The sequence below is a fragment of the Ochrobactrum sp. AN78 genome, from assembly GCF_029909885.1.
GTDB classification, from domain to species: Bacteria; Pseudomonadota; Alphaproteobacteria; order Rhizobiales; family Rhizobiaceae; genus Brucella; species Brucella quorumnocens.
In genome coordinates this window covers 333,296-346,991 of the sequence record NZ_JASAMU010000006.1, presented here as the reverse complement: position 1 = coordinate 346,991, position 13,696 = coordinate 333,296, and the positions used below count along the sequence as shown (strand labels likewise).

Genomic DNA, 13,696 nt, shown 5'->3' with positions numbered 1-13,696 from the left:
GACTAAAAGTCAGATACTCGGATGAAATCTAGCAGGGGTCAAAATTGAATAAGTATTCGCCCGCTAGTGGGGTCAATATTCCACGCCGAAACACACCTGCGCGCACATTTCAGACACTGGCCTGAAAACAACCCGGTCTCGTCGGTGTATGGCGGTTCGATGCTGGACATGGATCGCGTTTATTTGTGGTCTTGGGATACGCGACCATTTCCGGAGTTTCCGCTGAAAGGTGACGTATGGGGAGATACGCCGAACTGGCGCCTCGGTCATTGGCTTAACGGGCGTATCAGTGGAGTTTCGCTTGATGAACTGATAGCTGCCATATTGGCGGACTTTGGATTGCCAGAGGCCGATTGTGCCGCGGCCGATGGGCACCTCACTGGTTTTGTGATTTCGGAACCGTCAACAGCACGTGGTGTTCTGGAGCCGCTGATGAACGTGTTTGGCGTCCATGGTTTTGAGCAGGCCGGGCGGTTCGTATTTCGGAGCGTCACTCGTGCGGCACCGACGCTTGATGTAGTGCATATGTTGGTCGAGCCACAGGATGGCGAAGCATTGAGTTCTGTTCTCGACGATCAGGGCGATCTGCCTTCTATTGCCGAACTATACTGCAACGATCCGATGCGTGACTTTCAGGTGGTTGGGGCCTCTGTGCGTCGGGATACAGGGCAGGGCACGGAAAGCCTTAGCCTGTCTGGTTCGATGGAAACTGGGCAGGCAACGGCTCTCGCCGAAAGCTGGATGGCGCGCCGCTATGCTGAACGGCGGACCGTGAGTTTCTCTTTGCCGTGGTCTGAAGCAGCGCTTCACGTCGGCGACCGTGTCCGGCTTGATGTCTTGGGCGGTGGGCGCGACTATGTTGTAACGGCGTTGGAAGACGGAGAAGTACGGGCTGTCAAAGCCGTCGCACTTGCACCGAATATTGTGTTTGCAGACAAAGGTGAAACTCCCAAGCTTCCGCCGGGAAAACCGGTCTCCGATATGAAGCCGATTTTCCATCTCATCGACCTGCCGCTTTGGCCGAGCGCGGAAGATCCCGCTGGTCAGTTCCGCATCGCTTGTCATGCGAAACCATGGCGTGGCGTCGCGGTTTACGCCTCACCGTCTGATGATGGCTTTGCCGAACGCAGCCTGATCAGCGAGCGCGCTGTGATGGGTGAACTGACAAAGCCAATTAAGGGAGCTCCAAGCGGACGTTTGATCGACGGGAATGCGATAGAGCTTGTGCTTTATTCAGGTGAACTGGGATCAAAGCCGCTTGCTCAGATTCTGAACGGGGCCAATACGGCATTTTTAAAATCTCCCAATGGAAAATGGGAAGTTTTTCAGTTTCTCGAAGCAGAGGAAATCGGACAAAACCGCTGGCGATTGAGCAGACTTTTACGCGGGCAGCTTGGTACGGAAACAGAAAGCCTTATTGAGAAGCCAGTCGGAACCCCGTTTGTATTGTTTGATGGTGGAGTGCAGGGCATAGGACTGCAAGCTTCTGAAATAGGGCTTGAGCTTAACTGGCGTATAGGGGCAGCAGGCAAATCATTCTCGGATGAATTTTTCGATACAGTGAAAGCGATCGGCGGCTTGCAAGCTCTGGAGCCTCTAAGCCCGGTACATCTCAAGACTGAGCAACTCGAGAATGGTGACTTATCCTTTCAGTGGGTCAGGCGAGGGCGGATCGATGCTGATAGTTGGATGGGCGCGGATATCCCGCTTGGTGAAGAGCGTGAAGTCTATCAGGTGGAAGTCTGGCAGTCCGATAAGCTGGTGCGAAGTGCACAGGTGCAGACCACGTCCTGGATCTATCCGAATCCAGAGCGCTTTGCTGAACTCGGCACGAATGAATTCCAGATTCGCGTAGCAATGGTGAGTTCCAAAACAGGAACTGGTGATTTCACTACGCTCGATACTTCAAACATTCTGTTAAAATGAAAAAGGAAATTGCATGATTGAAGATAAGCCTTGGTATCTGTCTCGTACTGTTTGGGCTGGATTGGTCGCTCTGTTTTTATCGTTGGCAGGCGCTTTCGGCCTTATCGGCGATACGGTCGATCAGGGTGCTTTGACCGATATATTGCTGCAACTTGCGACCGGTATCGCCAGCCTTATTGCTGTCTTTGGCCGCTTAGGGGCAACTTCGCGCATTTCATAATTTTACAAAGCGTGATAGCAAAGTTTTGAAAAGTGGCATAGTTCCGGAATGTTGACGAATGCTCCGGATAATATTATGCATAAAAACAACAGTTTAGAATGGCGTCAGCCGGGGGTATCTGGTTGATGCTGTTCTACAGACCAAAATTCCTTTGGGTCTATAAGCAGGGTGATCGTTCATGCATCGTTCAGCTGAGAGGCGCTATATAAGGGACATGATGAAACAGAACCCTGCTCTCAAAATTTTCGCGCTTCTGGCCGTTAGCATTGGTCTGTTACCGGTTGATGCCGGTGCTTTGCCAATCGCTACGCCACAGAAGTCTAATCTTCTGGTCGCCGCTGCTGCGGATTGTGCGGCAGTGGGCGAACAAGTGGCTGCCTCACAGGGTGGCCAGTTGGCCAAGGCAACCCCGACCACACAGAATGGCCGCGCCATGTGTGTGATTGTGGTACTCGTACCTGGTCGCGATGGCGAACGCCCGCGCCGTGTAGAAGTAGCCGTACCCGCACAGTAGAGCAGTTCCAGTTACGATCGAATTGTTGAAACCGCGTCTCACTGTTTGTTCTTGCGCATTCTCCTACGCAAAACCGCTTCGCTCTTTTGCTGGAAATGCTTTAATGCGTCCCTGCGAGGAGCCTCAAACTTGCGTATCCTGATCGTTGAAGACGACAAGGACCTGAACAGGCAGCTCTCGGATGCGATGGTTGCCACAGGTTATGTTGTTGATAGTGCTTTTGATGGCGAAGAAGGCCATCATCTGGGCGACACCGAACCTTACGATGCTGTGATCCTCGATATTGGCCTTCCGCAGATGGATGGCATCAGTGTTGTGGAACGTTGGCGCCGCAGTGGTCGGACCATGCCGGTTCTGATGCTGACAGCGCGTGATCGCTGGAGTGATAAGGTTGCCGGTATTGATGCTGGTGCCGACGATTATGTCGCCAAGCCTTTTCATATGGAAGAGGTTCTGGCTCGATTGCGTGCATTGATCCGTCGCGCTGCCGGCCACGCGTCATCGGAATTGGTCTGCGGTTCTCTGCACCTAGATACAAAGACTTCAAAAGCCAGTGTGGACGGCGTGGCGTTGAAGCTGACTTCTCATGAATATCGTCTGCTTTCCTATCTCATGCATCATATGGATGAGGTTGTTTCGCGGACGGAACTGGTCGAGCATCTTTACGATCAGGACTTTGACCGCGATTCCAACACGATCGAAGTTTTTGTTGGCCGCCTGCGTAAAAAGATGGGCGTCGATCTGATCGAGACAGTCCGCGGCATGGGCTATCGCATCCGCTCGGACGGGCAAAATGACACGAAGGGGAACGGGAACTGAAGCTTTTAAGCGTTTTCCCCCCTTTGCGTTCACTTGCGATACGCGTCGTCACCCTTTCGACGCTCTGGGTCATTCTGGCACTCGTCGTTGTGGCCACGCTCATCAGTACCCTTTACGGCGATGCTGCACGCAACAATTTCGAACGACTTCTGACAGCGCATCTGTTCAGTCTTGTTGGTGCGGTCAGCATATCGCCGGACGGTACTCTTCAAGGTCGGCCCGAGCTTGGTGAACTGCGTTATTCCAGCCCGCTGTCCGGCTGGTATTGGTCTGTTGATCCCGTTACTTCAAACATTAATGGCAAGTTGCAATCACTATCCTCAGTAGGGCGTATTGTGCCTGAATTACCAGTAAATCAGGCACCGTTTGATAGCTCGTTTATGCGCAGCTATACGCTGCCGGGCTTAAATGGTGAAGAGCTCTATATCGTCGAAACGGAAGTCGTTCTTGACAATGAAAACCGCGTTGCGCGCTTCCGCGTGATGGGTAACTTGAGTGAAGTCATGAACGAAATCTCTGATTTTCGCAGCAAGCTTGCTTTTTATCTGGCGATTTTCGGACTTGGCAGCGTCTTTATCAATGCTGGCATTATTCTATTCGGCTTGCGGCCACTCGATAAGGTCCGTCAGGCATTGACCGACATTCGTGAAGGTCGATCAGCGAAGCTCGATACATCGCTTCCGATTGAAATTGCACCGCTCGCAAATGAGATGAATGCGCTGATTGAAAACAACCGGCGCATTGTTGAACGTTCGCGCACACAGGTCGGCAATCTTGCGCATTCGCTGAAGACGCCTCTTTCGGTCTTGACCAATGAGGCGCGGGCGATGGGGGGCGAACAGGGGCGGGTTGTTCTTGAGCAGAGCGAAGCTATGCAGGTGCAGATACAGCATTATCTGCAACGCGCTCGTATAGCGGCACAAAGAGATAGCGTCGTATTCAGAACTCAAGTCACTCCAGTGCTTGAGCGGATGGAACGGGTGACTGCAAAGCTCAACCCGGCGTTCAAAATCATATTCAGAAATGTGTTGCCGGACGCCGTTTTTGCTGGCGAAAAAGAAGATCTGGAAGAGATTGTCGGTAATCTGCTGGAGAATGCAGGTAAATGGGGCCGCAGACAGATTAAGATTATTTTGCGACCGGCCGCAGATGCGCAACGGCAGTTTGAGATTTTGATAGAGGATGACGGTCCGGGCCTAGCTCCTGACAAGATCGAACAAGCACTCAAACGTGGCAATCGTGTCGATGAGACCAAACCGGGCACGGGGCTTGGATTGGCAATCGTTCAGGACACTGTGCGGGAATATGGTGGCACCTTGCATTTGGACAAAAGCAACTTGGGCGGACTACAAGTTCGCGTTGTGTTGCCGCTAACTGAAGATTGATAGTTGTTTTTGCCACGAGGCGAACTAGAAGGTTAGACTTATTAGCTGCATCCTACGATAGTATGCATGCTCACTTTTTATGAAGGCCGGTTTGTTATGATAATGGTATCAAGGTTTTCTGCTCCTCTTCTGATCGCTTCGATGGCGTTCATGCTTGCTGCCTGCGGAACATCCGGTGGTGGAAAAGGTTTGGGACTGACTTCGCTTGGTGGGTCGTCTTCATCGACAGAAACGCGTCCGAACTTGCTGGCACCGCTCGGGAATGGGCTTTTGGGTGGTTCGGCAGGGCAGTTGACCGCAAATGACCGCAAGAAGGCACTTGAAGCGGAATATAGGGCCCTTGAATATTCGCCTGCTGGTAAAGCAGTTTCATGGAGTGGCAGCGGATCGACATCTGGGGATGTAACTGCGGCACAGCCTTACCAGGTCGGTTCGCAAAACTGCCGCCAATATACCCATACTTTTACGATTGCAGACCAACTGCAAACCGCGCGTGGTACAGCGTGCCGTAACGCCGATGGCAGCTGGACGCCGCTCAACTGATCGCTCTAAAGCACGATGCGTAAAATCAAAGAGTTAGAGCGTCCTTTGTGCGTCCGAAAGGACGCGCGGCGCTCTAAGCCTTTGCGGCGAATTGCCCTAGTCTGCAACTTCAGGCAGGTTAGTGTTGGTTTTTCCCTCGGCTGAGATTAAGTCTCAGCCATGGAATTCTGGTTGACTGCCGCACTGCTGACTCTTGCAGCTACATTGACTGTTTTGTTGCCGTTGACACGGAACAAGCAGGAATTTTTGCCCCCTGAAAAGAACGACCTGGAAGTGTATCGCGACCAGTTGCGCGAGGTTGAGGCCGACGCTGCGCGTGGCATGATCGACGCTCCCAGTGCCGAACAGGCTCGTATCGAAATCTCCCGACGCATCTTGAATGCCGAAAAGGCCAGTGCGGAATCGGCTGCCAATATGCAGAAAGCTCGATCCGGTCGGGTGCTGGCTCTCGCAGCGGTTCTGGCCGTTCCTTTGATCGCCTGGGGCATTTACCCGCTTTTCGGAACGCCTGACACGCCCTCGATGCCATTGGCGGCACGTCTGGCGAATAGCCCGCAAAATAGCTCGGTTGATGAACTTATTGCTCGTGCCGAAGCGCATCTTGCGCAAAACCCCGGCGATGCACGCGGATGGGATGTATTGGCACCGATTTATCTGCGGATTGGTCGCGGAGCTGATGCAGTCAATGCCTACCGTTCCGCGATTCGCCTTGAAGGTGAAAACTTCCAACGAATTCTTGGTCTTGGCGAAGCTTTGATCGCAGTATCCGGTGGGCCAATTACCGCCGAGGCAGAAGGTCTGTTTGAAAAAGCGGCTGCGCTTGAGCCTGATGACATCCGGCCTCAATATTACCTCGCGCAAGGCGAGATGCAGGATGGTAATGCAGATGACGCGGTAAAAAGGCTACAGACGTTCCTTGATAGAGCACCGGCAGATGCGCCTTGGCGTGCACAGGTTGAGCAGACCATTGCGCGTATCCGCGGAATTGCTCCGCAAGCGCCTGCGAACGGTCCTACAACCGAGGATGTTGACGCTGCGGCCTCCATGAGCCCTGAAGATCGTCAGGCTATGGTTGAAGGTATGGTTCAACGTTTGGACGAAAGTCTTCGCGAAAATGGCGGGGATATCGATGGCTGGAAGCGACTTGTGCGCTCATATATGATCCTTAATCGCCGGGATGATGCACTTGATGCGCTGAAACGTGGAGTTGCGGCGTTGGATGGTGAAAAGCGGGATGAGCTAACAGGCTATGCCGCAGGACTGGGTTTGGAAGCAGGGAGCGCAACACAATGAGTGCGACCGCAGAAAGCAGTGGACGTAACACAAAGCCAAAGGGTAGTTTAACCCGTACAGTCGGCCAGAGAAAGCGCAAGCGCCTGATATTGATCGGCGGTGCTTTGGCTGTTCTCGCTGTCGCGGTTGGCCTGATGCTTATGGCTTTTAATCAGGACATTCGATTTTTCCGAACACCTGCCGATTTGACTGAACAGGAAATCACTTCGGGTGCCCGGTTCCGTTTGGGAGGCCTTGTTGAAGAAGGCTCCGTGATGCGAGAAGGCAGCGAATTGCGCTTTACCGTCACAGACACAATCAAGACCGTTAAAGTCGTCTTCGAAGGAATTGCTCCTGATCTTTTCCGTGAGGGACAGGGCGTCGTCGCGGAAGGCCGCTTCGGTTCCGACGGTGTATTTCGAGCTGATAATGTGCTCGCCAAACACGATGAAAATTATGTCCCGAAGGACCTCGCCGACAGCCTGAAGAAAAAGGGCGTTTGGGAAGGTCAATGATGGGAAACGGACCAGTAATCGGAATTGGACAAAGCTTATGAATGTCGAGATTGGCCATTTCGCGCTTGTTCTGGCACTGGCTTTGTCAGTGGTTCAGTCTATCGCGCCGGTCGTAGGTGCGCGGCGTAGAGACATGCAGTTGATGGGGGTTGCAGTACCAACTGCACTGGCCGTCTTTGCGTTGATTGCGTTCTCTTTTATGGTTCTGACATTCGCCTATGTCGTCTCTGATTTTTCGGTCCTTAACGTGGTCGAAAACTCCCATTCGCAAAAGCCGATGCTTTATAAAATTACCGGCGTTTGGGGCAATCATGAAGGCTCTATGTTGCTGTGGGTGCTGATTCTTAGTTTCTTCAGTGCGCTGGTTGCAGCCTTTTCCGGCAATTTGCCAGAAACCCTGCGTGCGAACGTTCTTGGCGTTCAGGGCTGGATTGGAACTGCCTTTCTGGCCTTCATCATTTTCACTTCCAATCCATTTACGCGCATTATTCCAGCACCGATTGAAGGTGGCGATTTGAACCCGATCCTTCAGGATATAGGTCTCGCGATCCATCCTCCGTTGCTCTATCTCGGCTATGTTGGCTTTTCTGTATGCTTTTCCTTTGCTGTCGCTGCCCTCATCGAAGGTCGTATTGATGCGGCATGGGCGCGTTGGGTTCGCCCTTGGGCGCTGGTCGCGTGGATGTTCCTGACGGGCGGCATTGCAATGGGCTCTTACTGGGCCTATTACGAGCTCGGCTGGGGCGGCTGGTGGTTCTGGGATCCGGTCGAAAATGCGTCCTTCATGCCATGGCTGGTTGGAACGGCACTGCTGCATTCAGCTATTGTCATGGAAAAACGCTCGGCCCTCAAAATCTGGACAGTGCTGCTCGCGATCCTGACTTTCTCACTGTCGCTTTTGGGAACCTTCCTTGTGCGTTCCGGCGTGTTGACGTCAGTGCATAGTTTTGCGACCGATCCGGGACGAGGCCTGTTCATTCTCGCTATTCTTGCCATCTTCATCGGTGGTTCTCTGTCGCTTTTCGCTCTTCGCGTTCAGAGCCTGTCTTCGGGCGGATTGTTCCAACCGATCTCGCGCGAAGGCGCCTTGGTCTTCAATAATCTCTTTCTCACAACCGCTGCCGCAACCGTTCTTATCGGTACGCTCTATCCACTCTTGCTGGAAGTGTTGACTGGTGACAAGATTTCGGTCGGCGCTCCCTTCTTCAACATGACCTTCGGGCCATTGATGATCCCACTGCTGTTCGCTGTGCCTTTTGGTCCGCTGCTTGCCTGGAAGCGAGGAGATCTATACGGCGTTGCGCAACGGCTGATGACTGCATTCGCATTATCACTCATTACGGTCGGTATTGTGATTTGGCGCAGCGAGGCTCATTCCGTGCTCGCAGCGCTCGGCATCGGTCTTGCTGTATGGCTGATCCTTGGGAGCTTGACTGATCTCTGGTTGAAGGCCGGTATCGGCAAGGTTTCCGCGAGCAAAGCGCTGTTGCGCTTTAAAGGACTGCCACGCTCGGTATTCGGGACAGCTCTTGCGCATATTGGCCTTGGCGTGACTTTGCTCGGTATTATAAGCGTCACGACGTATGGTACCGAAAGTGTACTGTTGATGCGCCCGGGGGATACGACAAAGGTTGCGGATTATTCGCTACGCTTTGAAGGTCTACGTCCTTTGACCGGTTCAAACTTCACAGAAAACCGCGGCACGTTTACACTGCTGGATGCATCAAATCGTGATCTGGGTCTGATCGAACCGTCTAAGAGGTTTTTCCCGGCCCGTCAGATGCCAACCACTGAATCAGGCATCCGTACTTTATGGTTCAGTCAGGTTTACGTGGCTTTAGGCGATGAACCTGGCAATGGCTCCATCGTGGTGCGCGTTTGGTGGAAGCCGGATGTAACGCTGATCTGGTACGGCGCGCTCATCATGATGGTGGGGGCGATGTTCTCGCTCGCTGACCGTCGCCTGCGTGTCGGCGCTCCATCAAAGGCGCGCAAGTCCGCATCAAAGGAAGCAGAGGCGACAGCATGAGGATATGCAAACGTCTTTCCTTGCTTCTTCTGGGATTGTCGCTGGTATTTAGCGGATCAGCCGCTCTGGCAGTCAATCCAGATGAAGTGCTCGGCGACCCTCAGCTTGAAAAACGAGCGCGAGAGATATCTGCGGAACTTCGCTGCATGGTCTGTCAGAACGAATCGATTGACGATTCAAATGCCGAACTGGCGCGCGACCTGCGTGTTCTCGTGCGTGAACGCCTGACTTCTGGCGATTCTGATAAACAGGTGATGGACTTTGTCGTCGATCGTTATGGCGAATTCGTTCTGCTTAAACCTCGCTTAAATGCACAGACAGCGCTTCTGTGGGGCTTCCCGGTGCTGATTCTTTTGATTGGCGGGATTGCTTTGACCATTGCGTTCCGTCGGCGCAACACTACAACCGAAGTCCAAAAGCCGCTATCGGCGCGAGAAAAAGCCGAGCTTTCCAGGCTTCTCGACGATAAGTGAGCTAATATTCTATTCTGATTTTTTTCTCAAACCTTACAAAACTTTCATCTTCCGGAAATTGAGCGGTAAGGTAGCCCGAACTATCTTGAGCTCTATAAAGGATTATAGGACCGGATTTGCCTTGGTGGGAATTCTACGTCCGAGATTGCTGCTCGTAAGGAGAGACAGATGTCGAAGATTATAACTTCAAAGTATCGCAAGGGTGTTGCAGCGGTAGCGCTGTCAGCCGCGCTTGCCGGTGCGTTCGTCGCAACTGGCCCAATGGGCGTGATGAACAACGCCCGCGCCGAAGCAGTCAGTGTCACTCCGCCTCAGCAGGCAGGCTTTGCCGATCTGGTTGAAAAAGTGCGCCCGGCAGTCGTTAGCGTTCGCGTCAAGAAGGATGTGCAGGAAGCGGATAGCCGTGGCCAGCAGTTCGGGACACCTCCCGGTTTCGATCAGTTGCCAGACGGCCATCCGCTGAAGCGCTTCTTCCGTGATTTTGGAATGGAGCCGCGCGGTGACGCACGTCCAGATAACCGCCGTCCGGGCAATCGTGGCAAGCCGCGTCCGGGTCACGAACGTCCTGTGGCACAGGGTTCCGGCTTCTTCATCTCCGAAGACGGTTACCTCATTACAAACAACCACGTTGTTTCTGACGGTGATGCCTACAGCGTCGTTCTTGATGATGGCACCGAACTCGATGCGAAGCTGATCGGCACTGATGCGCGTACCGATCTTGCTGTGCTGAAGATCGATGATGCCAAGCGCAAGTTCACATATGTAAAGCTCGGCGATGACAGCAAGATCCGAGTCGGTGATTGGGTCGTTGCTGTTGGCAATCCGTTTGGTCTTGGTGGTACGGTCACATCCGGTATCGTTTCGGCCCGCGGTCGTGACATCGGTGCAGGTCCTTACGATGATTTCATCCAGATTGATGCTGCTGTTAACAAAGGCAACTCCGGTGGCCCAGCTTTCGATCTTTCAGGTGAAGTCATTGGCATCAACACTGCAATCTTCTCGCCTTCAGGCGGCAGTGTAGGTATCGCCTTCGCAATTCCTGCATCGACTGCCAAGCAGGTCGTCGACCAACTGATCAAAAAGGGCTCTGTTGAGCGTGGTTGGATTGGCGTGCAGATCCAGCCAGTCAACAAGGATATTGCTGCTTCACTTGGTCTTGCAGAAGAAAAGGGTGCGTTGGTAGCCTCTCCTCAGGCGGATGGTCCTGCGGCAAAGGCAGGCATTAAGTCTGGCGATGTAATCACGGCGGTTAATGGTGAACCGGTTCAGGATCCACGTGATCTGGCCCGTAAGGTTGCCAATATCGTTCCGGGTGAAAAGGCTGCTTTGACGGTCTGGCGCAAGAACAAGGCTGAAGAAATCGACATTACGATTGCCGCTATGCCACAGGATCTGGGCAAGGCGGACAGCCAGTCTGGCGGAAGTGATACGGAGCAAGGCGAAACGCTCGACTCGTATGGTTTGACGGTCACGCCGTCGGAAGACGGTGACGGCGTTGTTGTCACAAATGTCGATCCCGATAGCGATGCGTCTGACCGTGGCATTCGTTCCGGTGACATCATTGTTTCGGTTAACAATCAGATTGTTAAGAGCGCCAAGGATATAGACAACGCAATTGCTGAAGCCTCAAAGGCTGGTCGTAAGGCTGTGCTGTTGCAGCTTCAGAGCAACGACCAGAGTCGTTTCGTAGCCCTTCCGATCGATCAGGGATAATGGTTGCGTGAGGCAAAGTATCTGAAAATAAAATGCCAGGCGGAGAACCCGCCTGGCATTGCTTCATTTTCTCCAACGATCCGGTTTATAGTATCGCCATGAAGATTCTCGTTATTGAAGACGACCGCGAAGCGGCCCGCTATCTTGAGAAGGCCTTTACTGAGGCCGGACATTCTGCCGACATCGCCGGCGATGGCGAAATCGGTTATGCGCTGGCTGAAAACGGCAATTATGATGTGCTGGTCGTTGATCGCATGTTGCCCAAGCGTGACGGTCTTTCTGTAGTCGCCGGATTACGTGCCAAAGGCATGGAAACGCCGGTACTCATTCTTTCCGCCCTCGGCGAAGTGGATGACCGCGTAACTGGTTTGCGCGCAGGCGGTGATGACTACCTGACCAAGCCCTATGCATTTTCTGAACTGCTTGCACGTGTTGAAGTTCTGCAACGCCGCTCAAGCCCACGCGAAGCAGATACAATCTACCGCGTTGGCGATCTGGAACTCGATAGGCTTGCCCACACAGCGCGCAGGCAGGACGTGGATATTACCCTCCAGCCACGAGAATTTCGTTTGCTTGAATATCTGATGCGCCATGCAGGACAGGTGGTAACGCGCACGATGCTGCTTGAAAATGTCTGGGATTATCATTTCGATCCTCAGACCAATGTGATTGATGTGCACATCTCACGACTTCGCAGCAAAATCGAAAAAGGCTTTGACGGTCCATTGCTGCATACCGTTCGTGGTGCGGGCTATATGCTCAAAGCCGGGCGCACTAAAGCCTCTACTGCGAGTGCCAAGGTGGAATGATGGGTCGTTTCTCTGCGCTTATGCGCACGACGGCAGCGCGCCTATCGACGCTTTATCTCCTTTTGTTTGCCGTAGGAGCGGTAGCACTGGTCTTTTATATGACCAATCTTTCCGCCTCCATTATCAACAGTCAGACTCAGGAAGCGCTGGGCGAAGAAGTCGCAAGCATCGGTAAGGCCTATGCGCGGGGTGGTATTCCGCAACTTGTGCGCACGATTGATTACCGTTCACGTCAACCCGGCGCCTACCTCTATCTGGTCGCAGACCCGTCTGGTCGTATTCTATCCGGCAATGTTGAAGGTGTTGAACCGGGCGTGCTGGATACGGATGGGATTGTCGAGCGCGCCTTCAAATATCGCCGCTATGGTGAGCAGGGAACCGAGACTGAACACCGTGCGATTGCAGTTGTGATTGCATTGCCTAATGGAATGCGCTTGCTGGTAGGTCGCGATTTGGGCGAGCCGGAGCGTTTCCGCGATCTTGTACGCAGTTCGCTTATGTTGGCTCTCGGCATTATGGGTGTCGGTGCGCTTCTGATCTGGTTCTTCGTTGGGCGGCGTGCACTTAAGCGCATCGATGAAGTTTCGCGTGCTTCGCAGCGCATTATGGATGGCGACTTGACAGGGCGATTGCCGGTTAATGGTTCCGGGGATGAGTTTGACCGTCTCTCCAGCAATCTCAATGTCATGCTTGGGCGCATTCTTGAACTGAATGAAGGCTTGAAGCAAGTTTCCGATAATATTGCGCATGACCTCAAGACACCACTCACACGTCTGCGCAACCGCGCTGAAGAGGCGTTATCAGGGAAGAAGGCTGGTCCTGAATATCGTGAGGCGCTGGAAGATATCATCGGTGAATCTGATCAGCTGATCCGCACGTTCAATGCGATTTTGATGATCTCACGTCTTGAAGCAGGCTATTCGGCTGAGAATTTGGAAAACATGTCGGTCGCATCTATCGTCAGTGATGTGGCTGAAATGTACGAGCCGGTTGCCGAAGATGCGGGTGCCACTTTGACACTTAGCACGCTTGATGATGCGCCGCTGCATATCAACCGTGAGCTTGTGGGCCAGACCGTCTCCAACCTCGTTGATAATGCGATCAAATATGCGCTCTCAGGCGAGAACCCTGCTGTCGTTACACTTTCCATGGAGCGTGATTCACAATGGGTGCGCATCGTGGTCGCTGATAACGGCCCAGGCATTCCAGAAGACAAACGCGAGCAAGCGACTGAACGGTTCGTACGGCTTGAGGAAAGCCGTACACAGCCGGGATCGGGGCTTGGTTTAAGCCTTGCCAAGGCGGTTATGAAATTGCACGGTGGTGCTCTGCGTCTGGAAGATAATGGACCCGGCCTGCGTGCAGTACTTGAGTTTCCCTTGCCGAAGGACGCACAATCTTAAAGCATTTTCGGCAAAAGTGGGAGCCGGTTTTGCGTAGGATAAAGCGTTAAAACAAATAGTTATAGCGGTTCCAAC

Annotated in this window: 12 protein-coding genes and 1 pseudogene; all 13 read left to right on the top strand. The window is 53.1% G+C overall.

What is annotated here, in order from left to right; genetic code table 11:
- Positions 1–96: 96 nt before the first annotated feature.
- Positions 97–1,926 (top strand): annotated as a pseudogene (locus QBD00_RS14190) (phage tail protein); the annotation flags it as partial.
- Between the two features lie 13 nt (positions 1,927–1,939).
- Positions 1,940–2,146, top strand: a complete 207-nt coding sequence (locus QBD00_RS14185; RefSeq protein ID WP_318579801.1) for a hypothetical protein — start codon at positions 1,940–1,942, stop codon at positions 2,144–2,146.
- A 217-nt stretch (positions 2,147–2,363) separates the two neighbouring features.
- Positions 2,364–2,660: a hypothetical protein gene (locus tag QBD00_RS14180; RefSeq protein WP_095447859.1), complete on the top strand. Its 297-nt coding sequence runs from the start codon at positions 2,364–2,366 to the stop codon at positions 2,658–2,660.
- A gap of 129 nt (positions 2,661–2,789) precedes the next feature.
- A complete protein-coding gene (locus QBD00_RS14175) occupies positions 2,790–3,479 on the top strand; it encodes a response regulator transcription factor (RefSeq protein ID WP_095446277.1) in 690 nt (229 codons plus the stop codon).
- A 74-nt stretch (positions 3,480–3,553) separates the two neighbouring features.
- A complete protein-coding gene (locus QBD00_RS14170; RefSeq protein WP_095447860.1) occupies positions 3,554–4,864 on the top strand; it encodes an ATP-binding protein in 1,311 nt (436 codons plus the stop codon).
- 96 nt (positions 4,865–4,960) lie between these two features.
- On the top strand, positions 4,961–5,407 hold the full coding sequence (locus tag QBD00_RS14165; protein WP_318579800.1) for a hypothetical protein: 447 nt from the start codon (positions 4,961–4,963) through the stop codon (positions 5,405–5,407).
- Between the two features lie 159 nt (positions 5,408–5,566).
- The gene (ccmI, locus tag QBD00_RS14160; RefSeq protein ID WP_318579799.1) at positions 5,567–6,700 is read left to right on the top strand and encodes a c-type cytochrome biogenesis protein CcmI; all 1,134 of its coding nucleotides are present in this window, start codon (positions 5,567–5,569) and stop codon (positions 6,698–6,700) included.
- A complete protein-coding gene (gene ccmE, locus QBD00_RS14155) occupies positions 6,697–7,194 on the top strand; it encodes a cytochrome c maturation protein CcmE (RefSeq protein ID WP_095446280.1) in 498 nt (165 codons plus the stop codon). The genes ccmI and ccmE overlap by 4 nt, the downstream gene beginning before the upstream one ends.
- Before the next feature lie 37 nt (positions 7,195–7,231).
- Positions 7,232–9,223: a heme lyase CcmF/NrfE family subunit gene (locus QBD00_RS14150; RefSeq protein ID WP_318579798.1), complete on the top strand. Its 1,992-nt coding sequence runs from the start codon at positions 7,232–7,234 to the stop codon at positions 9,221–9,223.
- On the top strand, positions 9,220–9,696 hold the full coding sequence (locus QBD00_RS14145) for a cytochrome c-type biogenesis protein (RefSeq protein ID WP_095446282.1): 477 nt from the start codon (positions 9,220–9,222) through the stop codon (positions 9,694–9,696). The genes QBD00_RS14150 and QBD00_RS14145 overlap by 4 nt, the downstream gene beginning before the upstream one ends.
- Positions 9,697–9,864: 168 nt before the next feature.
- Complete coding sequence (locus QBD00_RS14140; protein WP_151091421.1) at positions 9,865–11,409, top strand: Do family serine endopeptidase; 1,545 nt, start codon at positions 9,865–9,867, stop codon at positions 11,407–11,409.
- A 98-nt stretch (positions 11,410–11,507) separates the two neighbouring features.
- Positions 11,508–12,218 (top strand): response regulator transcription factor, encoded by a 711-nt coding sequence (locus QBD00_RS14135; protein ID WP_095447861.1) that lies wholly within the window; start codon positions 11,508–11,510, stop codon positions 12,216–12,218.
- Positions 12,215–13,621, top strand: a complete 1,407-nt coding sequence (locus tag QBD00_RS14130) for a sensor histidine kinase (RefSeq protein ID WP_095446284.1) — start codon at positions 12,215–12,217, stop codon at positions 13,619–13,621. Before QBD00_RS14135 ends, QBD00_RS14130 begins: the two co-directional genes overlap by 4 nt.
- Positions 13,622–13,696: the final 75 nt, after the last annotated feature.

What these genes read in the sequence shown, in the direction of transcription:
- QBD00_RS14140 (WP_151091421.1), top strand. Translation starts at nt 9,865, where the DNA reads ATGTCGAAGATTATAACTTCAAAGTATCGCAAGGGTGTTGCAGCGGTA.
- QBD00_RS14135 (WP_095447861.1), top strand. Translation starts at nt 11,508, where the DNA reads ATGAAGATTCTCGTTATTGAAGACGACCGCGAAGCGGCCCGCTATCTT.
- QBD00_RS14150 (WP_318579798.1), top strand. Translation starts at nt 7,232, where the DNA reads ATGAATGTCGAGATTGGCCATTTCGCGCTTGTTCTGGCACTGGCTTTG.
- ccmE (WP_095446280.1), top strand. Translation starts at nt 6,697, where the DNA reads ATGAGTGCGACCGCAGAAAGCAGTGGACGTAACACAAAGCCAAAGGGT.
- QBD00_RS14145 (WP_095446282.1), top strand. Translation starts at nt 9,220, where the DNA reads ATGAGGATATGCAAACGTCTTTCCTTGCTTCTTCTGGGATTGTCGCTG.
- QBD00_RS14180 (WP_095447859.1), top strand. Translation starts at nt 2,364, where the DNA reads ATGAAACAGAACCCTGCTCTCAAAATTTTCGCGCTTCTGGCCGTTAGC.
- ccmI (WP_318579799.1), top strand. Translation starts at nt 5,567, where the DNA reads ATGGAATTCTGGTTGACTGCCGCACTGCTGACTCTTGCAGCTACATTG.
- QBD00_RS14185 (WP_318579801.1), top strand. Translation starts at nt 1,940, where the DNA reads ATGATTGAAGATAAGCCTTGGTATCTGTCTCGTACTGTTTGGGCTGGA.
- QBD00_RS14165 (WP_318579800.1), top strand. Translation starts at nt 4,961, where the DNA reads ATGATAATGGTATCAAGGTTTTCTGCTCCTCTTCTGATCGCTTCGATG.
- QBD00_RS14130 (WP_095446284.1), top strand. Translation starts at nt 12,215, where the DNA reads ATGATGGGTCGTTTCTCTGCGCTTATGCGCACGACGGCAGCGCGCCTA.